Annotated in this window: 29 protein-coding genes; 28 read left to right on the forward strand and 1 reads right to left on the reverse strand. The window is 40.3% G+C overall.

Annotated elements, in window-relative coordinates:
* Positions 1-3 precede the first annotated feature (3 nt).
* From rpsS to truA, 28 genes are all read left to right on the forward strand, one after another.
* On the forward strand, positions 4-282 hold the full coding sequence (gene rpsS / locus I2F89_RS05905; protein WP_010734467.1) for a 30S ribosomal protein S19: 279 nt from the start codon (positions 4-6) through the stop codon (positions 280-282).
* A 22-nt stretch (positions 283-304) separates the two neighbouring features.
* Positions 305-652 (forward strand): 50S ribosomal protein L22, encoded by a 348-nt coding sequence (gene rplV / locus I2F89_RS05910; RefSeq protein ID WP_010734466.1) that lies wholly within the window; start codon positions 305-307, stop codon positions 650-652.
* A gap of 13 nt (positions 653-665) precedes the next feature.
* Positions 666-1,322: a 30S ribosomal protein S3 gene (gene rpsC, locus I2F89_RS05915; RefSeq protein WP_010734465.1), complete on the forward strand. Its 657-nt coding sequence runs from the start codon at positions 666-668 to the stop codon at positions 1,320-1,322.
* Between the two features lie 2 nt (positions 1,323-1,324).
* Positions 1,325-1,759, forward strand: coding sequence for a 50S ribosomal protein L16 (rplP, locus tag I2F89_RS05920; protein ID WP_010734464.1), 435 nt, complete (start codon positions 1,325-1,327; stop codon positions 1,757-1,759).
* Positions 1,749-1,937 (forward strand): 50S ribosomal protein L29, encoded by a 189-nt coding sequence (gene rpmC / locus I2F89_RS05925; protein ID WP_002288664.1) that lies wholly within the window; start codon positions 1,749-1,751, stop codon positions 1,935-1,937. Before rplP ends, rpmC begins: the two co-directional genes overlap by 11 nt.
* Before the next feature lie 24 nt (positions 1,938-1,961).
* Entirely contained in the window at positions 1,962-2,228 is a 267-nt protein-coding gene (gene rpsQ / locus I2F89_RS05930) for a 30S ribosomal protein S17 (RefSeq protein WP_010734463.1), read from the forward strand.
* 57 nt (positions 2,229-2,285) lie between these two features.
* Positions 2,286-2,654 carry a 50S ribosomal protein L14 gene (rplN, locus tag I2F89_RS05935; RefSeq protein ID WP_010734462.1) on the forward strand — a complete coding sequence of 123 codons (369 nt, stop codon included), beginning with the start codon at positions 2,286-2,288 and terminating at the stop codon, positions 2,652-2,654.
* Between the two features lie 36 nt (positions 2,655-2,690).
* Positions 2,691-2,999 (forward strand): 50S ribosomal protein L24, encoded by a 309-nt coding sequence (rplX, locus tag I2F89_RS05940; RefSeq protein WP_010734461.1) that lies wholly within the window; start codon positions 2,691-2,693, stop codon positions 2,997-2,999.
* A gap of 28 nt (positions 3,000-3,027) precedes the next feature.
* Entirely contained in the window at positions 3,028-3,567 is a 540-nt protein-coding gene (rplE, locus tag I2F89_RS05945; protein ID WP_010734460.1) for a 50S ribosomal protein L5, read from the forward strand.
* 18 nt (positions 3,568-3,585) lie between these two features.
* Complete coding sequence (locus I2F89_RS05950; protein WP_002356214.1) at positions 3,586-3,771, forward strand: type Z 30S ribosomal protein S14; 186 nt, start codon at positions 3,586-3,588, stop codon at positions 3,769-3,771.
* Between the two features lie 36 nt (positions 3,772-3,807).
* The gene (rpsH, locus tag I2F89_RS05955; RefSeq protein WP_010734459.1) at positions 3,808-4,206 is read left to right on the forward strand and encodes a 30S ribosomal protein S8; all 399 of its coding nucleotides are present in this window, start codon (positions 3,808-3,810) and stop codon (positions 4,204-4,206) included.
* A 31-nt stretch (positions 4,207-4,237) separates the two neighbouring features.
* Positions 4,238-4,774: a 50S ribosomal protein L6 gene (gene rplF / locus I2F89_RS05960; protein ID WP_010734458.1), complete on the forward strand. Its 537-nt coding sequence runs from the start codon at positions 4,238-4,240 to the stop codon at positions 4,772-4,774.
* A gap of 164 nt (positions 4,775-4,938) precedes the next feature.
* Positions 4,939-5,295, forward strand: coding sequence for a 50S ribosomal protein L18 (gene rplR, locus I2F89_RS05965; RefSeq protein WP_010734457.1), 357 nt, complete (start codon positions 4,939-4,941; stop codon positions 5,293-5,295).
* Positions 5,296-5,315: 20 nt separating this feature from the next.
* The gene (gene rpsE / locus I2F89_RS05970) at positions 5,316-5,816 is read left to right on the forward strand and encodes a 30S ribosomal protein S5 (RefSeq protein ID WP_010734456.1); all 501 of its coding nucleotides are present in this window, start codon (positions 5,316-5,318) and stop codon (positions 5,814-5,816) included.
* A gap of 14 nt (positions 5,817-5,830) precedes the next feature.
* A complete protein-coding gene (gene rpmD / locus I2F89_RS05975; RefSeq protein ID WP_010734455.1) occupies positions 5,831-6,010 on the forward strand; it encodes a 50S ribosomal protein L30 in 180 nt (59 codons plus the stop codon).
* A gap of 48 nt (positions 6,011-6,058) precedes the next feature.
* Complete coding sequence (rplO, locus tag I2F89_RS05980) at positions 6,059-6,499, forward strand: 50S ribosomal protein L15 (protein WP_010734454.1); 441 nt, start codon at positions 6,059-6,061, stop codon at positions 6,497-6,499.
* Positions 6,499-7,794: a preprotein translocase subunit SecY gene (secY, locus tag I2F89_RS05985; RefSeq protein ID WP_023518901.1), complete on the forward strand. Its 1,296-nt coding sequence runs from the start codon at positions 6,499-6,501 to the stop codon at positions 7,792-7,794. Before rplO ends, secY begins: the two co-directional genes overlap by 1 nt.
* Positions 7,795-7,853: 59 nt before the next feature.
* Positions 7,854-8,501 (forward strand): adenylate kinase, encoded by a 648-nt coding sequence (locus I2F89_RS05990; RefSeq protein WP_010734452.1) that lies wholly within the window; start codon positions 7,854-7,856, stop codon positions 8,499-8,501.
* Positions 8,502-8,691: 190 nt separating this feature from the next.
* The gene (gene infA / locus I2F89_RS05995) at positions 8,692-8,910 is read left to right on the forward strand and encodes a translation initiation factor IF-1 (RefSeq protein ID WP_002288695.1); all 219 of its coding nucleotides are present in this window, start codon (positions 8,692-8,694) and stop codon (positions 8,908-8,910) included.
* Positions 8,911-8,942: 32 nt separating this feature from the next.
* Positions 8,943-9,059 (forward strand): 50S ribosomal protein L36, encoded by a 117-nt coding sequence (rpmJ, locus tag I2F89_RS06000; protein WP_002288710.1) that lies wholly within the window; start codon positions 8,943-8,945, stop codon positions 9,057-9,059.
* A gap of 17 nt (positions 9,060-9,076) precedes the next feature.
* Entirely contained in the window at positions 9,077-9,442 is a 366-nt protein-coding gene (rpsM, locus tag I2F89_RS06005; RefSeq protein WP_010734451.1) for a 30S ribosomal protein S13, read from the forward strand.
* A gap of 27 nt (positions 9,443-9,469) precedes the next feature.
* Positions 9,470-9,859 (forward strand): 30S ribosomal protein S11, encoded by a 390-nt coding sequence (gene rpsK, locus I2F89_RS06010; RefSeq protein WP_010734450.1) that lies wholly within the window; start codon positions 9,470-9,472, stop codon positions 9,857-9,859.
* Positions 9,860-9,938: 79 nt separating this feature from the next.
* On the forward strand, positions 9,939-10,877 hold the full coding sequence (locus I2F89_RS06015; protein WP_005880735.1) for a DNA-directed RNA polymerase subunit alpha: 939 nt from the start codon (positions 9,939-9,941) through the stop codon (positions 10,875-10,877).
* Positions 10,878-10,903: 26 nt separating this feature from the next.
* A complete protein-coding gene (gene rplQ / locus I2F89_RS06020; RefSeq protein WP_010734449.1) occupies positions 10,904-11,284 on the forward strand; it encodes a 50S ribosomal protein L17 in 381 nt (126 codons plus the stop codon).
* A 268-nt stretch (positions 11,285-11,552) separates the two neighbouring features.
* Positions 11,553-12,392, forward strand: a complete 840-nt coding sequence (locus I2F89_RS06025; RefSeq protein ID WP_010734448.1) for an energy-coupling factor ABC transporter ATP-binding protein — start codon at positions 11,553-11,555, stop codon at positions 12,390-12,392.
* Entirely contained in the window at positions 12,368-13,237 is an 870-nt protein-coding gene (locus I2F89_RS06030; RefSeq protein ID WP_195513773.1) for an energy-coupling factor ABC transporter ATP-binding protein, read from the forward strand. Before I2F89_RS06025 ends, I2F89_RS06030 begins: the two co-directional genes overlap by 25 nt.
* A complete protein-coding gene (locus tag I2F89_RS06035) occupies positions 13,227-14,024 on the forward strand; it encodes an energy-coupling factor transporter transmembrane component T family protein (RefSeq protein WP_071867778.1) in 798 nt (265 codons plus the stop codon). Before I2F89_RS06030 ends, I2F89_RS06035 begins: the two co-directional genes overlap by 11 nt.
* Before the next feature lie 35 nt (positions 14,025-14,059).
* Positions 14,060-14,806, forward strand: coding sequence for a tRNA pseudouridine(38-40) synthase TruA (gene truA, locus I2F89_RS06040; protein ID WP_074800003.1), 747 nt, complete (start codon positions 14,060-14,062; stop codon positions 14,804-14,806).
* Between the two features lie 43 nt (positions 14,807-14,849).
* On the opposite strand, the gene I2F89_RS06045 is transcribed toward truA, so the two are convergent.
* Complete coding sequence (locus I2F89_RS06045; protein ID WP_195513775.1) at positions 14,850-17,522, reverse strand: YfhO family protein; 2,673 nt, start codon at positions 17,520-17,522, stop codon at positions 14,850-14,852.
* Between the last annotated feature and the right edge of the window lies 1 nt (position 17,523).

Below are 17,523 nucleotides of genomic sequence, written 5' to 3' on the forward strand. Positions count from 1 at the left end.
ACCATGGGTCGTAGTTTAAAGAAAGGGCCTTTCGTTGATGAGCATTTAATGAGTAAAGTTGAAGCTCAAGCAGGGGCCGAAAAGAAAAAAGTAATCAAAACTTGGTCTCGTCGTTCGACAATTTTCCCAAGTTTTGTTGGATATACCATCGCAGTATATGATGGACGTAAACACGTACCAGTTTACATCCAAGAAGATATGGTAGGACACAAATTAGGTGAATTCGCACCAACTAGAACTTATCGTGGGCATGTCGCTGACGACAAGAAAACGAGACGCTAATTCGAGGGGAGGATAAAAGCAAATGGCAGAACAAATCACATCAGCTAAAGCAACTGCAAAAACAGTTCGCACTTCACCTCGTAAAGCGCGTCTAGTAATTGACCTTATCAGAGGTAAAAGTGTTGCGGATGCAATTTCAATTTTGAAATTCACACCAAACAAATCTGCTGGGATCATCGAGAAAGTATTGATGTCAGCAATTGCAAATGCAGAAAACAACTTTGACTTAGATGTTGAGAACTTGGTAGTATCTGAAGCATTTGTTAACGAAGGACCAACAATGAAACGTTTCCGTCCACGTGCAAAAGGTTCAGCTTCACCAATCAACAAACGTACAAGTCATATCACGGTAGTCGTATCAGAAAAATAAGGAGGGATAATCTGTGGGTCAAAAAGTACATCCAATTGGAATGCGTGTAGGCATCATCCGCGACTGGGATGCAAAATGGTTTGCTGAAAAAGAGTATGCAGAGTTCTTACACGAAGATTTAAGAATCCGTAAATTTATTTCAACTAGACTTGCTGATGCTGCTGTATCAACAATTGAAATCGAACGCGCAACTGGCCGCGTAAACATTTCAATCCACACAGCTAAACCAGGTATGGTTATTGGTAAAGGCGGATCTGAAGTCGAAAACCTAAGAAAAGAATTAAACAAATTAACTGGTAAAAGAATCCATATCAACATCGTGGAAATCAAAAAACCAGATTTAGATGCTAAATTAGTAGGTGAAGGAATTGCACGTCAATTAGAAAACCGTGTTGCATTCCGTCGCGCTCAAAAACAAGCGATCCAACGTTCAATGCGTTCTGGCGCTAAAGGGATCAAAACTCAAGTATCTGGACGTCTAAACGGTGCGGATATCGCTCGTTCAGAAGGATACTCAGAAGGAACAGTTCCTCTTCACACTTTGCGTGCGGATATTGATTACGCATGGGAAGAAGCAGATACAACATACGGAAAACTAGGAGTTAAAGTGTGGATCTATCGTGGAGAAATTCTTCCAACTAAAAAAAACACTGAGAAAGGAGGGAAATAAACATGTTAGTACCTAAACGTGTAAAACACCGTCGTGAATTCCGCGGAAAAATGCGTGGTGAAGCAAAAGGCGGAAAAGAAGTAGCATTCGGTGAATACGGCTTACAAGCTGTTGAATCACACTGGATCACAAACCGTCAGATCGAAGCTTCTCGTATTGCTATGACTCGTTACATGAAACGTGGCGGGAAAGTATGGATCAAAATTTTCCCTCATAAATCATATACATCTAAAGCGATCGGCGTTCGTATGGGTAAAGGTAAAGGGGCTCCTGAAGGATGGGTTGCACCAGTAAAACGTGGTAAAATCATGTTTGAAATTGCAGGCGTTTCTGAAGAAGTAGCTCGTGAAGCATTACGTTTAGCTTCTCACAAATTACCAATGAAAACTAAGATCGTAAAACGTGAGGAAATGGGTGGTGAATCGAATGAAGGTTAAAGAAATCAGAGAATTAACCACTGCCGAAATGCTTGATCAAGAAAAACAATTAAAAGAAGAATTGTTTAATCTTAGATTCCAATTAGCAACAGGTCAATTAGAAAACACTGCACGTATTAAAGAAGTACGTAAATCGATTGCACGCATCAAAACAGTTTTGCGTGAACAAGCTAAGTAATTATGGAAGGAGGCCATTAAGCGTATGACTGAAGAAAGAAATCAACGCAAAGTTTATCAAGGTCGCGTGGTATCAGACAAAATGGATAAAACAATTACCGTTGCTGTCGAAACAAAGAAAAACCACCCTATCTACGGTAAACGTATGAACTATTCTAAGAAGTACAAAGTACATGATGAAAACAACACAGCAAAAGTTGGCGACATCGTGAGAATTATGGAAACTCGTCCATTATCAGCTACAAAACGTTTCCGTTTGTTGGAAATAGTCGAAGAAGCAGTTATTATCTAATAACACGAGATTTTCCTATATAGATTGAATGCAAAATCTGAAAGGAGGATACACAACGTGATCCAAGCAGAAAGTCGTTTAAGAATCGCTGATAATTCAGGCGCACGTGAAATTTTGACGATCAAAGTCCTTGGCGGATCTGGTCGCAAAACTGCGAATATCGGTGATGTGATCGTTGCTACGGTTAAACAAGCAACGCCAGGTGGGGTTGTCAAAAAAGGTGACGTCGTTAAAGCCGTTATCGTTCGTACAAAATCAGGAGCTCGTCGTGCAGACGGTTCATATATCAAGTTTGATGAAAATGCTGCAGTGATTATTCGTGATGATAAAAGCCCTCGTGGAACACGTATCTTTGGGCCAGTTGCACGTGAACTACGTGAAAACAACTTCATGAAGATCGTTTCTCTAGCACCAGAAGTTTTATAATCTTGAGACACTTAACAAAGGAGGTGCGAAACAGTTATGTTTGTTAAAAAAGGCGATAAAGTTAAAGTGATCACCGGTAAAGACAAAAACAAAGAAGGCGTTGTATTAGCAGCGTTTCCTAAACAGGATAAAGTGGTTGTCGAAGGTGTGAACATGATCAAAAAACACCAAAAACCTTCTCAAGCTGCTCCTCAAGGTGGAATTGTTGAGATGGAAGCGCCACTTCACGTTTCTAACGTGATGGTCATCGACTCTACTGGTGTAGCTGGCCGAGTTGGCTACAAAGAAGTAGACGGAAAAAAAGTCCGTGTTTCTAAAAAAACCGGTGAAGTTTTAGATAAATAAAAAGTTTAAGGAAGGAGGGTCTTACTGAATGAACCGCCTAAAAGAAAAATATCTTAAAGAAGTAACTCCATCATTGATGGAAAAATTTGACTATAGCTCTGTTATGCAAACACCTAAAGTTGAAAAGATCGTCATCAACATGGGTGTTGGTGATGCGGTATCAAACGCTAAAAACTTAGACAAAGCAGTTGAAGAACTAACTTTGATCACTGGACAAAAACCAATGATCACAAAAGCTAAAAAATCAATCGCTGGATTCCGTTTACGTGAAGGAATGCCAATTGGAGCAAAAGTTACCTTACGCGGAGAAAGAATGTACGAATTTTTAGATAAATTAGTATCAGTTTCTCTACCACGTGTACGTGACTTCCATGGTGTAAGTAAAAAAGCCTTTGATGGTCGTGGAAACTACACTTTAGGTATTAAAGAACAATTGATCTTCCCAGAAGTAGATTATGATTTAGTAGATAAAGTACGTGGTATGGACATCGTCATTGTAACGACAGCGAACACAGATGAAGAATCTCGTGAGTTGTTGACACAATTAGGCATGCCATTCCAAAAATAATTAAAGGAGGCGAACTACGTGGCTAAAAAATCAATGATTGCTAAAAACAAACGTCCTGCAAAACATTCAACACAAGCTTACACTCGTTGCGAACGTTGCGGACGTCCACATTCAGTTTATCGTAAGTTCCATCTTTGCCGTATTTGCTTCCGCGAACTTGCCTATAAAGGTCAAATTCCCGGCGTGAAGAAAGCTAGCTGGTAAAAAAGTAAATTCGCATAAGAAGGAGGTAAAAGTTCAATGGTCATGACAGATCCAATTGCAGATTTTCTAACTCGTATCCGTAATGCAAACATGGTTAAACATGAGGCTTTAGAAGTTCCTGCATCAAAAATTAAACGTGACATCGCTGAAATCTTGAAACGTGAAGGTTTCGTCCGTGATGTTGAATATATCGAAGATGACAAGCAAGGCGTGATCCGTGTTTTCCTAAAATTCGGTAAAAGCGGCGAACGTGTTATTACAAACTTAAAACGTATTTCTAAACCAGGCTTACGTGTTTATGTTAAAGCTGGCGAAGTGCCAAAAGTTTTAAATGGCTTAGGTATCGCTATTATTTCGACTTCTGAAGGTGTTGTCACTGATAAAGAAGCTCGTGAGAAAAACATCGGCGGCGAAGTTATCGCTTACGTATGGTAATCAAGTAGAATCTACAAGGAGGTGTCTTTAAGTGAGCCGTATTGGAAATAAGATCGTTGTGATCCCTGAAGGAGTAACTATCACTCAAGATGGAAACAACGTTACAGTTAAAGGACCAAAAGGGGAATTGACTCGTACATTTTCTGCTGATATCAAAATGAATATCGAAGGAAATGAAGTGACATTCACTCGTCCAAATGACAGTAAAGAAATGAAAACTATCCATGGAACAACTCGTGCTAACTTCAACAACATGGTTGTAGGTGTTAGTGAAGGTTTCCAAAAAGGATTAGAATTAATCGGGGTTGGGTACCGTGCGCAAATGCAAGGAACAAAACTTGTATTGAACGTTGGTTACTCACATCCAGTAGAAATCACACCACCAGCTGGCGTGACTGTTGAAGTACCATCTAACACACAAGTAATTGTGAAGGGTGCGAACAAAGAAGAAGTTGGCGAATTAGCTGCGAACATCCGTGGTACTCGTCCTCCAGAACCTTATAAAGGTAAAGGTATTCGTTATGTTGGCGAATTCGTACGCCGTAAAGAAGGTAAAACTGGTAAATAATCGTTTCGAAAAATTTCATAGAAGCCAGCAGCAGGAAAAAAGGATTTTGCTGAAGTATGCCTTCATTAAGAGAGAGTTTACTTGTGCCGCAGCTTCTATTTTTTCAAAACTGATCATTTCTACTGTCTGACAGTAGAAAAAATAAAAATAAAGAGGTGACAATTGTGATTACAAAACCAGATAAGAACAAAACACGTCAAAAGAGACACCGTCGTGTACGTAACACTATCTCTGGTACTGCTGAGCGCCCACGCTTGAACGTTTTTCGTTCTAACAAAAACATCTACGCGCAACTTATTGATGACGTAGCGGGTGTAACGCTAGCAAGTGCCTCTACCTTGGATAAAGAAATTTCAGGTGGAACAAAAACAGAAGCAGCACAAGCTGTCGGTAAATTAGTTGCTGAACGCGCAACTGAAAAAGGCATTAAAGTCGTAGTCTTTGACCGTGGTGGATACCTTTACCATGGCCGTGTGCAAGCTTTAGCTGAAGCTGCTCGCGAAAATGGACTAGAATTTTAGAAGAAGGAGGAATACCATTCATGGTTTATATCGATCCAAAACATTTGGAATTAGAAGACCGCGTTGTTGCAATTAACCGTGTAACAAAAGTTGTTAAAGGTGGACGTCGTCTACGTTTTGCTGCTTTAGTTGTTGTCGGTGACAAAAACGGACACGTAGGATTTGGTACTGGTAAAGCACAAGAAGTACCTGAAGCGATCCGTAAAGCAATTGAAGATGCGAAGAAAAACTTAGTTGAAGTACCTATGGTTGGTTCAACAATCCCACACGAAGTAATCGGTGCTTTTAGTGGTGGTAGAATCCTAATGAAACCTGCTGTTGAAGGTTCTGGGGTTGCTGCTGGTGGACCAGTTCGTGCCGTATTAGAATTAGCAGGGGTAGCAGATATCACTTCTAAATCTTTAGGCTCAAACACACCAATCAACGTTGTTCGCGCAACTGTTGAAGGTTTGAAACAATTAAAACGTGCTGAAGAAGTTGCAGCTCTACGCGGCAAATCAGTAGAAGAATTAATCGGATAAGGAGGACAAACATAATGGCTGAATTAAAAGTAACTTTAAAACGCAGTATTATCGGACGTCCTCAAAACCAACGCGATACTGTTAAAGCGTTAGGTCTTACAAAGATTAACAGTTCTGTGGTTAAGCCTGCTAATGAAGCAATCAAAGGCATGATCAACACTGTTTCTCACTTAGTGGACGTTGAAGAAGTTTAATTAAATAAATGAAATAAGAACTAGGACAATTAAGGAGGTGCCAAACCTATGAAACTTCATGAATTAAAACCCGCTGAAGGTTCACGCCAAGTACGTAACCGTGTTGGTCGTGGTACTTCTTCAGGTAACGGAAAAACTGCCGGACGTGGTCAAAAAGGACAAAAAGCTCGTTCAGGCGGTGGTGTACGTCTAGGATTCGAAGGGGGACAAACACCATTGTTCCGTCGTTTACCAAAACGTGGATTTACAAATGTTAACCGTAAGGACTACGCAGTCGTTAATTTAGATGTCTTGAATCGCTTTGAAGACGGAGCTGAAGTAACTCCTGTTGCTTTAGTAGAAGCTGGAATCGTGAAAAACGAAAAAGCTGGAATCAAAGTTTTAGCTAACGGAGAATTGAACAAAAAGTTAACTGTGAAAGCAGCTAAATTCTCAAAAGCAGCACAAGAAGCAATCGAAGCGGCTGGTGGCTCTGTTGAGGTGATCTAATGCTTAAACTATTAAAAGACGCTTTTAAGGTCAAAGATATTAGATCGAAAATCCTTTTTACTGTATTTGTTCTCTTTGTTTTTCGTTTAGGGGCACATATCACTGTTCCCGGCGTAAATGCAAGCTCATTACAAGACCTATCTAGCTTACCGTTTTTCAACATGTTGAACTTGGTAAGTGGTAGTGCAATGCAAAACTTCTCGATCTTTTCGATGGGGGTTTCGCCTTACATTACTGCTTCGATCGTGATCCAATTATTACAAATGGATATCGTGCCACGTTTTGTGGAATGGTCGAAACAAGGAGAAGTTGGTCGTAAAAAGTTGAATCAGGCAACAAGATATTTGACGTTAGTATTGGCATTTATCCAATCTGTCGGTATCACAGCAGGGTTTAACCAATACGCTCAATTAGGTTTTGTCAACAATCCAAATGTCTCTACTTATGTAACGATCGGGTTGATCTTAACTGCAGGAACGATGTTTGTTACTTGGTTGGGTGAACAAATCACTGAAAAAGGTATCGGTAATGGTGTGTCAATGATCATCTTTGCAGGGATCATTTCAAGATTACCGGAAAGTGTACGTGAAATTTATGAAGATTACTTCGTAAATATCAATTCTTCCGATATCTGGAGATCTGCGATTTTCGTTGCCATCTTACTAGTTGCGGTTCTAGCAATCGTGACATTCGTAACATTTTTCCAACAAGCTGAACGTAAGATCCCGATTCAGTACACCAAACGTATAGCAGGTGCGCCAACAAGTAGTTATCTACCGTTGAAAGTAAATGCTGCTGGGGTAATTCCGGTTATCTTTGCAAGTTCATTTATTGCGACACCAAATGCTGTGTTACAAGCGTTAAGTGGGCGATTCGGATCTGAAAACTGGTATAAAATAATGATGGAGATCTTTAACTATAATACGGTGCCTGGCGCAACGATTTATACGGTATTGATCGTCGCATTTACATTCTTCTATGCCTTTGTTCAAGTAAACCCTGAGAAATTAGCGGAGAACTTACAAAAGCAAGGAAGCTATATACCAAGTGTACGCCCTGGTAAGGGGACTGAAGAGTATGTCTCAAGCTTATTGATGCGATTAAGTACAGTTGGAGCACTATTCCTTGGTTTAGTGGCATTATTACCAATCATTGCACAAATGATTTGGGATCTGCCACAATCAATCGGATTAGGTGGTACAAGTCTGTTGATCGTGATCGGTGTGGCTTTGGAAACTGCGAAACAGTTAGAAGGCTTAATGCTGAAACGTAAATATGTTGGCTTTATTGAGTAAGAAAGCGTGTTGAGGTTTTTCCTCAACACACGTTCTCACATTTATTAGGAGGGAAAGCAATGAACCTCATTTTAATGGGGCTGCCAGGTGCAGGTAAAGGAACACAAGCTGAAAAAATCATTGACGCTTATGGGATTCCTCACATCTCAACAGGAGATATGTTTCGTGCAGCTATCAAAAATGAAACAGCTCTTGGCTTGGAAGCAAAGTCTTATATGGATAAAGGTGCATTAGTTCCTGATGAAGTAACAAATGGAATCGTAAAAGAGCGTTTAGCAGAACCCGATACAGAGAAAGGCTTCTTATTAGATGGCTTTCCTCGTACAATCGAGCAAGCAGAAGCTCTAGATGCAATGCTAAAAGATTTAAATAAACAAATTGATGCTGTCATCGATATCCACGTGGGTGAAGAAGTCTTGGTTGAGCGTTTAGCAGGCCGCTTCATTTGCCGTAACTGTGGAGCAACTTACCATAAAATTTTCAACCCTACAAAAGTTGAAGACACATGTGATCGTTGTGGTGGGCATGAATTCTATCAAAGAGAAGATGATAAACCTGAGACGGTTAAAAATCGTCTGGCTATCAACATCAAAAATAGTGAACCAATCTTGGCTTATTATAAAGAACAAGGTTTGCTACACACTATCGATGGTGATCGTGAAATCGATGCTGTATTTACTGATGTCCAAAAAATCATTGAAAAATAGCACGATTGCCCGTAGCCGACTTGCATTAAGCAGTTACTCTTGTCAAGTTCAATAAATTATGATAGAATATGTCAGTCCGACTTCTAGAGAATCCTCTAGATGATCCATTTTGAGAATTTTGAGGTGGGAACTGCAGTTTCCGCCATTTTATCGTGTGAAAATGCGAAACAAGTACAAGGAGGTACTGTGCGTGGCAAAAGAAGATATGATTGAAGTCGAAGGTACAGTCGTCGAAACTTTGCCGAATGCAATGTTTAAAGTTGAACTAGAAAACGGACACCAAGTTCTTGCTACTGTTTCAGGTAAAATTCGTATGCACTACATTCGTATTCTACCTGGTGACAAAGTGACGGTTGAATTGTCTCCATATGATTTAAACCGTGGCCGTATTACTTATCGCTTTAAATAATTGTACTCCGTAAAACTACAGGAGGTATTATCATGAAAGTAAGACCATCAGTAAAACCAATGTGTGAACATTGTAAAGTAATTCGTCGTAAAGGACGCGTTATGGTGATTTGCCCAGCAAATCCAAAACATAAACAACGTCAAGGATAAATGGAGGTGCACTAAATATGGCTCGTATTGCAGGAGTAGATATTCCTCGTGATAAACGTGTAGTAGTTTCACTTACTTATATCTATGGTATTGGTAACACTACTGCGAAACAAATCTTAGCTAATGCTGGCGTATCTGAAGATGTTCGCGTTCGTGAATTAACGAATGAACAAACAGATGCTATCCGTGCAGAAGTAGATAAATTAAAAGTTGAAGGGGATCTTCGTCGTGAAGTGAACTTAAACATCAAACGCTTGATGGAAATCGGTTCTTACCGTGGAATCCGTCACCGTCGTGGATTGCCTGTTCGTGGACAAAACACGAAAAACAATGCACGTACTCGTAAAGGCCCAGCTCGCGCTATCGCTGGCAAGAAAAAATAATTCTTAAGTGAAGGAGGTTAAATCTTCATGGTAGCAAAAAAAGTGAATCGTAAACGCCGTGTGAAAAAGAATATAGAAGCTGGGATTGCACATATCCACTCTACATTCAACAACACAATCATCATGATCACTGATACTCACGGAAATGCTTTAGCGTGGTCATCAGCTGGTTCATTAGGTTTCAAAGGAAGCAAAAAATCAACTCCTTTTGCCGCTCAAATGGCAGCAGAAACAGCTACAAAAGCAGCAATGGAACACGGATTAAAAACTGTTGAAGTAACAGTTAAGGGACCTGGTTCTGGACGTGAAGCAGCAATTCGTTCATTACAAGCAACAGGTTTAGAAGTGACTGCAATTCGTGACGTGACTCCAGTTCCTCATAATGGTGCCCGCCCTCCAAAACGCCGTCGTGTTTAATGAGTGCCTCTCATTTTGAGTTCTATTAGTAACGTCATTGAACAAGACACTTTTCGTTTTGAAAGGGGTAAAGATAAGAATGATTGAGTTCGAAAAACCAAGAATCGCAAAAATTGATGAAGAAAAAGATTATGGCAAGTTCATCGTTGAACCTCTTGAAAGAGGGTATGGGACTACTTTAGGGAATTCCCTACGTCGTATTTTATTATCTTCTTTGCCAGGTGCTGCCATCACTAATATTCAAATCGATGGTGTACTGCATGAATTCTCTACCATCAAAGGTGTTAGAGAAGACGTCACTCAAATCATCTTGAACATTAAAGGTTTAGCACTGAAAATGTATGGTCAAGAAGAAAAAACCCTTGAGATCGATATTACCGGACCTGCTACAGTAACTGCTGGCGATATTATCGTTGATAGTGAGGTAGAAATTCTTAACAAAGATATGTACATCTGCAGTGTATCTGAAGGTGCTACGTTCCATGCTCGCCTAACGGTGAAACCAGGACGTGGTTATGTTCAAGCAGATGAAAACAAAAAAGAAGATATGCCAATTGGTGTTCTTCCAGTCGATTCAATCTACACGCCTGTACGTCGTGTCAACTACCAAGTAGAAAACACACGTGTTGGACATCGTGAAGATTTTGATAAATTGACAATGGAGATCTGGACAGATGGTTCAATCGAACCATTGGAAGCAATGAGTTTATCTGCAAAAATCATGACTGAACATTTAGACATCTTTGTCAACCTAACTGATGAAGCGAAAAACGCTGAAATCATGGTCGAAAAAGAAGAAACACAAAAAGAAAAAATGTTAGAAATGACGATTGAAGAATTAGACTTATCTGTTCGCTCTTATAATTGCTTAAAACGTGCAGGAATCAATACTGTACAAGAACTTACGAATAAATCTGAGCCAGAAATGATCAAAGTCCGTAACTTAGGACGTAAATCATTGGAAGAAGTTAAAGCAAAATTGCATGACTTAGGTTTAGGTTTACGTAAAGAAGATTAAACCTTTTACGAAGGAGGGAAACCAACGTGAGTTATCGTAAACTAGGACGCACATCTAGCCAACGTAAAGCGATGTTGCGTGATTTAACAACTGACTTATTAATTAATGAACGTATTGTGACTACAGAAGCTCGTGCGAAAGAAGTTCGCTCAACTGCTGAAAAAATGATCACTTTAGGCAAACGCGGAGACTTACATGCACGACGTCAAGCTGCGGCTTTCGTACGTAATGAAGTTGCTAGCGTGCGTGAAGAAAATGAGGAAATCGTTATCGAATCAGCTTTACAAAAGTTATTCAACGATATTGCACCTCGTTATGCTGAACGTCAAGGTGGCTACACTCGTATCTTGAAGACAGAACCAAGACGCGGAGACGGAGCACCAATGGTTGTCTTAGAACTTGTCTAAAATCACACTAATAACATCACTTTATGGATGATTCTTTTAGAGTGTTATGATGTTGGAAGTTACTTATTCCGAGTCTAGCTCAGCGCTGCTCCCCAAGCGATTCGTTTGGGGAGTATGCACTCATCATAAAGTGTTTTTTTGTACCTTCAATTAACTGTCAAGACAGTCTTGAAGGTATAAAAAAACATTTTAAAAATCAGAAATGATTGAAAACTAAGCAGTTTTTTGATAGGGTTAATAGGAACTTTAGGATGAAGAGGGAGTACTTATGGAGCCGATTATTGAATTAGGAAAGATTAATTACAAATACCAACCAGAAGATTTACGACCAGCATTGAAAGATGTTTCTTTCACGATCAATAAAGGAGAATGGATCGCGATTATCGGGCACAATGGTTCTGGTAAATCAACGCTTGCAAAAACGATCAATGGCTTACTCCTTCCTGAGTCTGGGACGGTCAAAGTTGGTAATCAAATACTAAATGAAGAGAATATATGGACGATCCGCCAAAAAGTCGGCATGGTCTTTCAAAATCCGGACAATCAATTTGTTGGATCAACAGTAGAGGATGATGTGGCCTTTGGTTTAGAGAATCAAGGGATTCCTCGAGAAGAAATGATCGTTCGAGTGAAAGATGCTCTTGAAAAAGTTCGAATGTCTGATTTTGCGACAAGAGAACCGGTTCGTCTTTCCGGTGGACAGAAACAACGTGTGGCGATTGCCGGTGTTGTAGCCCTCCGACCAGAAATCATCATCTTGGATGAAGCAACAAGTATGTTAGATCCTGAAGGTCGTGAAGAAGTCATCACAACGATCAAAGAAATCAAAGAGGAAAGTCAACTGACCGTTATTTCAATCACGCATGATATTGATGAAGCAGCTAATGCAAATCGTATTTTCGTGATGAAAGAAGGCGAACTAGTGAATGAAGGAACACCGAAGGAGATTTTCTCTGCCGGACCTGAACTAATCAATCTAGGGTTAGATTTGCCTTTTCCTGAAAAACTAAAAAGTGCCTTGAAAGAACGTGGCATTGAAGTGCCTAAAGAATACATGACAGAAGAAAGGATGGTGGATTGGTTATGGACATCCGTTTTGAAAAAGTAAACTTTACGTACCAACCGAACACACCATTCGAGCAACGAGCTTTATTTGATATTGACTTGTTGATCAAAGAAAACAGCTACACTGCATTAGTTGGTCATACTGGAAGCGGGAAATCCACCTTGCTTCAGCATTTGAATGCGTTGATCAAACCGACGGAAGGAACCGTCCAAATCGGCGATCGTCAGATCAAACCAGATACAGATAATAAAAATTTGAAACCGATTCGAAAAAAAGTCGGTATTGTTTTTCAATTTCCAGAGGCACAGTTGTTTGAAGAAACGGTCGCAAGAGATATTGCGTTTGGCCCAAAAAACTTTGGTGTAAGTGAGGAAGAGGCGACTCTACTAGCAAAGGAGACCTTAGAACAAGTCGGATTAGATGAGACGTATTTAGAACGCTCACCTTTCGAGCTGTCAGGAGGTCAAATGCGACGTGTAGCGATCGCCGGTGTTCTAGCTATGAAACCCGAAGTTCTCGTCTTAGATGAGCCGACAGCTGGGTTAGATCCACAAGGAAGAAAAGAAATGATGGATATGTTCTGGCGTTTGCATAAAGAACAGCAAATCACGATTGTATTAGTCACCCATTTGATGGATGATGTGGCAAACTATGCGGATTTTGTTTACGTCCTGGAAAAAGGCCGTATCGCCAAATGCGGAGAACCAAAAGAAGTCTTCCAACACCTTGAATGGTTAAAAGAACGGCAGTTAGGCGTACCAACAGCCACTGAGTTTGCAGAGGAACTACGAGTAAAAGGCATCCAGTTTGATGAATTGCCGATCACTGCAGACGCATTAGCGGACCAATTGGTCAAACTGGTGGGAGGTACAGCTCATGATGAATAAATTGATTTTTGGTCGTTATATGCCTGGAGACTCCTTTATCCATCGGTTAGATCCACGTGCAAAGCTATTGGCAAGTTTCTATTTTATTGGCATTATCTTCTTGGCCAATAACTGGCAGACATATGCCTTATTAGCGGCGTTTACTTTATTTGCTGTTTTCTTGTCAAAAGTAGATATCAAATTTTTTATTCGAGGCATCCGTCCGTTGATCTGGTTGATCTTATTCACTGTAGGCTTACAAGTACTGTTTACGAGTGGTGGAGAAACGTATTGGAGTTGGGGGATTTTCAATATCACTCAATTTGGTGTCATGAACGGACTATTTATTTTTTGTCGGTTTGTTTTGATTATCTTTATGTCCACCTTATTGACATTGACAACGCCGCCTTTAGAATTATCCGATGCGATCGAATATTTGTTACGACCATTGAAAGTTGTTCGCTTTCCAGTGCATGAAGTATCGTTGATGCTTTCGATCGCTTTACGTTTTGTGCCGACATTGATGGACGAAACCGAAAAAATCATGAATGCACAGCGCGCACGTGGTGTTGACTTTGGTGAAGGAAGTCTAGTACAAAAAATGAAAGCGGTGATTCCTTTACTGATTCCGCTATTTGTCAGCAGTTTCAATCGTGCGGAAGATCTAGCTACAGCGATGGAAGCAAGAGGCTACCAAGGTGGGGAAGGCCGGACAAAATACCGTATCCTTCACTGGCACTTACAAGACACTGTTGTTATGGTTGCTTTTGGGCTGATGACCATCGTACTAGTGTTTATCCGTAGCTAAACTTATCAAAGATGAATGAGAACAGGGGAAGATGAATGGTACGCTATAAAGCAATCATTGCCTATGATGGTACCCAGTTCAATGGTTTTCAGAAACAACCCAATGGACGAACGGTCCAAGAAGAACTGGAAAAAACCTTAATGAAGATGGCAAATGGAAAAGAAATCACGATTTTTGGATCTGGACGGACAGATGCGGGGGTCCATGCAATCGGGCAAGTCATCCACTTTGATTATCCAGAAGAGCGACCTTTGGAACGTATGCGTTTTGGGTTAGATACGCAGTCGCCAGAAGATATTGCTGTGAAAAGTGTGGAGATTGTGCCTGAAACTTTTCACGCACGCTATTTAGTGAAAGAAAAAACCTATCAATTCAAAGTAGATATCGGAAAACCACGTAGTCCCTTCCGTAGACATTATGCGAGCTATTTTCCTTATCCAATAGATGTAGCAAAGATTGAACGTGCATTGCCTGATTTACTTGGTACGCATGATTTCACTTCATTTTGTGCTTCTGGAAGTTCCATTGAAGATAAAGTACGGACTATCTATGAAGCCAGCTTACAGGTCAATGAAGCAGGCGATGAGTTGACGTTTACGTTTCGTGGTGATGGCTTCCTTTATAAAATGATCCGCATTTTAGTTGGTACGTTGTTAAAAATAGGCAACGATCGTTTACCAGAAGATTGTCTTCCAGAAATCATTGCAAAAAAAGACCGCAATGCTGCGGGTCCGACTGCTCATCCGGAAGGGTTATACCTATACGAAGTAAAATATGAATAGCATACAAGAAAAAAGCGTTTCGGCAATCACCGAAACGCTTTTTTTATCTTGCGCGACGACGTTCACGTCTTGGACGGTGATCATCGCTTTCGTTTGTAGGATCAATGACGCCGCTAAACGGCTGACGTCTACGAAGGTACCATAGATACAAGATAAACAAGGCAATACATCCAATAAAGAGAAGTAAGCCAGGAATGAATCCTTTTGGCATGTAACTAAAAGTAATCGTATGTTCACCTTCAGGAACTTCCACCATCAAAAAGGCATCTTGGAATTTCTTCACAGGAACTTTTTCGCCATCGATTTTAGCAGTCCAACCACCATCATAAGGGATAGTCGTGGCTACCATCGTTTTTTCAGTCGCATGAACTGTTCCTGTAGCTGTTCGACCGGTAGTAGTCATCTCTACGCCGTTATTTCTGATTTGGTTGATTGCGGCTTGATACGCCACGACATCAAGTCCGACCACCTGTGGTTCCATAAAGCTGACTTCTTTGGTCCCATAGAAGCTTGCAGTGAAGGTAACCGTTGTATCTTGTGGGTAATAACCTAAATCATAATATTGACCAGTAATGTTAATTTGAGATTTTCTAGATACACCATTGACGGTAATAGTTGCTGTAGAGCTTTCTAACTGTGCGAAATTTGTTGGAAACAGGCTGAGATACGCTTGGGTATTCGCAGGTACTTGGACTTCCCAAGTCAATTCTTTCGGTTGATTATTTGCTGTTTCACTATAAGTGACCCCATTTGTCGTTGTTGTGATCTTCGTGTTCTGTTGACTTTTTAGGGTTGGCGTATAAAACGTAAAGAAAGATTGGTTCAATCCAGAAAGACTATTCATCAAATTTGTTTGACTGGTTAGATTATCACCTATCGGTTGTTCGATCTTATTGATCGTCAAAGGTGCTTTGAAAGCTAATGGTACAGCATTACTATTTTCGTACAAAGTATAGTTGTCCGTTTGTTCGACGGATTGGAAGCCGTATTTATTAAAACTACTATCGTTTTTAGCAATATTGTATTTGATTCCCGTAAATCCATCCATCAACAAGGTATTGTTATTGTAGCGAATGTTCAAATTTGTTCCTCTAGAACGGAAGCCTAAAGTATCCAAGTAAGAGGAAGAGTTTCGATTTCTGATCGAAGAGAACATGCTGATCCCACTATAACCATAATTGATCGAATCATTCGGTGAAACAGGATCAAGGTTTTCTAATCGATAAAACGTATCGGAATCCTTTTTCGAGGCATCAACTAACGTTTTGATCTCAGGATAAGGTTCGGTATACAAACTTCTTGAGGCATAATTCCAATCATCGAGAATGCCATGGATCATACTGTTGGTATTGACTGCGGCTTCGGCAGTCATCAATAGTAACAGAAGAATACTCAAACGTTTCAGATCAAATGGGTGTTGTTGGAATAAACCAATCGTCAATGCGTAGAGCGCTAAAAAGACTAACGTCAAAACAAAGGATGTGGGCGTGACATACGTGTAACTGCCATCTGGTTTGATACCCCAAGCTGTAGCAAAAGCAGCCGCTAGTACAATGATGACACCTAGCAAACGCTTCTGATCCTTCTCCTGTAGCTGTTCCCAACTATGAGCCGCTAACAAGAGTACGAGAAACGAAAAGAGATAGGCATAACGAAACAAGAACATATTTGGTGCGTGCATCCCATGCCAGAATAGATTCAAAGGGACTAAATAGAAGCTAGCAATCAAGATCGCGAATAGCCCACCGAACAACAACTTGTTTTTCAAGGGGAATTTGCGACTGACAAAATACAAGAGACATAATGCTAAAGGAAATAATCCAGCATAGATAAAAGGAATCGATCCGTATTTCGTCGTGTCATAAACACCCACCATGTTTTTCATCAATAAATCTAAATAAGAAGTTGCTTCCGTCTTCAATGAAGTGATCTGCGTCAACGCTTCGCCATTGGCACGTAGATCGAGAATGGCAGGCAGGATGATCACCATCGATGCACCTCCTGCTAATAAAGAGGTGATCCCATAAGGTAAAATCGTTCCTTTGTACCTCCGCCAATTCGTCAGTAGTCGTGTAACAAAGTATAAAAAGGAGAAGACCCCGACCATGAAGCCCATATAAAAACTGGATAAGAACAACAGCAAGTAACTAACAAACAATAAAATAGGTTTCTTTTGGTCCATCACACGATGGATACCTAAAATGATCAGAGGAAGATAGACAAAGGTGTCTAACCACATGATGATCTCTGAATGGGCAGTGATAAATGAAATCGACGCATAGCTGACACTTAATGCGACTTGCCCCCAATGTGGTATGCGATAGGTACGTGCTAGAAACCAGAAGGATAAACCTGCTGAACCAACCTTTAGTAAGGTGATGAGATACAAGGCATCTGGCATCAATTGATTCGGGAACAATAAAACGAGTGGTGTGAAAAGTCCACCTAAATAATAAGAAATCAATGATAGATAATTTAAACCAAGTGAGGCATTCCACGTGTAAAAAATGCTTTGTTTCCCTAACAACATATTACGGAAGCTTGCATGAAAGTTTGAAAATTGTGAGAAAGCATCACTAGCCAAGATGCTCCGATCACTTCCTGGATAAATACCGATACTTAAATAAACCAATAAAAGAATCAGCAAAGGGATAAAGAAGCTAGCAGCTGCATAGCGGCCGTTTTCTTTTAAGAATTTTTTCAATGTTGTTTTCATT

The organism is Enterococcus sp. 1001283B150225_161107_E12 (assembly GCF_015556925.1).
Classification (GTDB): domain Bacteria; phylum Bacillota; class Bacilli; order Lactobacillales; family Enterococcaceae; genus Enterococcus_B; species Enterococcus_B mundtii.

Coding starts and splice junctions, on each gene's coding strand:
- rpmD (WP_010734455.1), top strand. CDS start 5,831: ATGGCTGAATTAAAAGTAACTTTAAAACGCAGTATTATCGGACGTCCT.
- I2F89_RS06025 (WP_010734448.1), top strand. CDS start 11,553: ATGGAGCCGATTATTGAATTAGGAAAGATTAATTACAAATACCAACCA.
- truA (WP_074800003.1), top strand. CDS start 14,060: ATGGTACGCTATAAAGCAATCATTGCCTATGATGGTACCCAGTTCAAT.
- rplP (WP_010734464.1), top strand. CDS start 1,325: ATGTTAGTACCTAAACGTGTAAAACACCGTCGTGAATTCCGCGGAAAA.
- I2F89_RS06030 (WP_195513773.1), top strand. CDS start 12,368: ATGGACATCCGTTTTGAAAAAGTAAACTTTACGTACCAACCGAACACA.
- rpmC (WP_002288664.1), top strand. CDS start 1,749: ATGAAGGTTAAAGAAATCAGAGAATTAACCACTGCCGAAATGCTTGAT.
- rplX (WP_010734461.1), top strand. CDS start 2,691: ATGTTTGTTAAAAAAGGCGATAAAGTTAAAGTGATCACCGGTAAAGAC.
- rpsK (WP_010734450.1), top strand. CDS start 9,470: ATGGTAGCAAAAAAAGTGAATCGTAAACGCCGTGTGAAAAAGAATATA.
- rplE (WP_010734460.1), top strand. CDS start 3,028: ATGAACCGCCTAAAAGAAAAATATCTTAAAGAAGTAACTCCATCATTG.
- rpmJ (WP_002288710.1), top strand. CDS start 8,943: ATGAAAGTAAGACCATCAGTAAAACCAATGTGTGAACATTGTAAAGTA.
- rpsE (WP_010734456.1), top strand. CDS start 5,316: ATGGTTTATATCGATCCAAAACATTTGGAATTAGAAGACCGCGTTGTT.
- rpsH (WP_010734459.1), top strand. CDS start 3,808: ATGGTCATGACAGATCCAATTGCAGATTTTCTAACTCGTATCCGTAAT.
- rplO (WP_010734454.1), top strand. CDS start 6,059: ATGAAACTTCATGAATTAAAACCCGCTGAAGGTTCACGCCAAGTACGT.
- I2F89_RS06015 (WP_005880735.1), top strand. CDS start 9,939: ATGATTGAGTTCGAAAAACCAAGAATCGCAAAAATTGATGAAGAAAAA.
- rplV (WP_010734466.1), top strand. CDS start 305: ATGGCAGAACAAATCACATCAGCTAAAGCAACTGCAAAAACAGTTCGC.
- rpsQ (WP_010734463.1), top strand. CDS start 1,962: ATGACTGAAGAAAGAAATCAACGCAAAGTTTATCAAGGTCGCGTGGTA.
- I2F89_RS05990 (WP_010734452.1), top strand. CDS start 7,854: ATGAACCTCATTTTAATGGGGCTGCCAGGTGCAGGTAAAGGAACACAA.
- rpsS (WP_010734467.1), top strand. CDS start 4: ATGGGTCGTAGTTTAAAGAAAGGGCCTTTCGTTGATGAGCATTTAATG.
- secY (WP_023518901.1), top strand. CDS start 6,499: ATGCTTAAACTATTAAAAGACGCTTTTAAGGTCAAAGATATTAGATCG.
- I2F89_RS06045 (WP_195513775.1), bottom strand. CDS start 17,522: ATGAAAACAACATTGAAAAAATTCTTAAAAGAAAACGGCCGCTATGCA.
- I2F89_RS06035 (WP_071867778.1), top strand. CDS start 13,227: ATGATGAATAAATTGATTTTTGGTCGTTATATGCCTGGAGACTCCTTT.
- rpsM (WP_010734451.1), top strand. CDS start 9,077: ATGGCTCGTATTGCAGGAGTAGATATTCCTCGTGATAAACGTGTAGTA.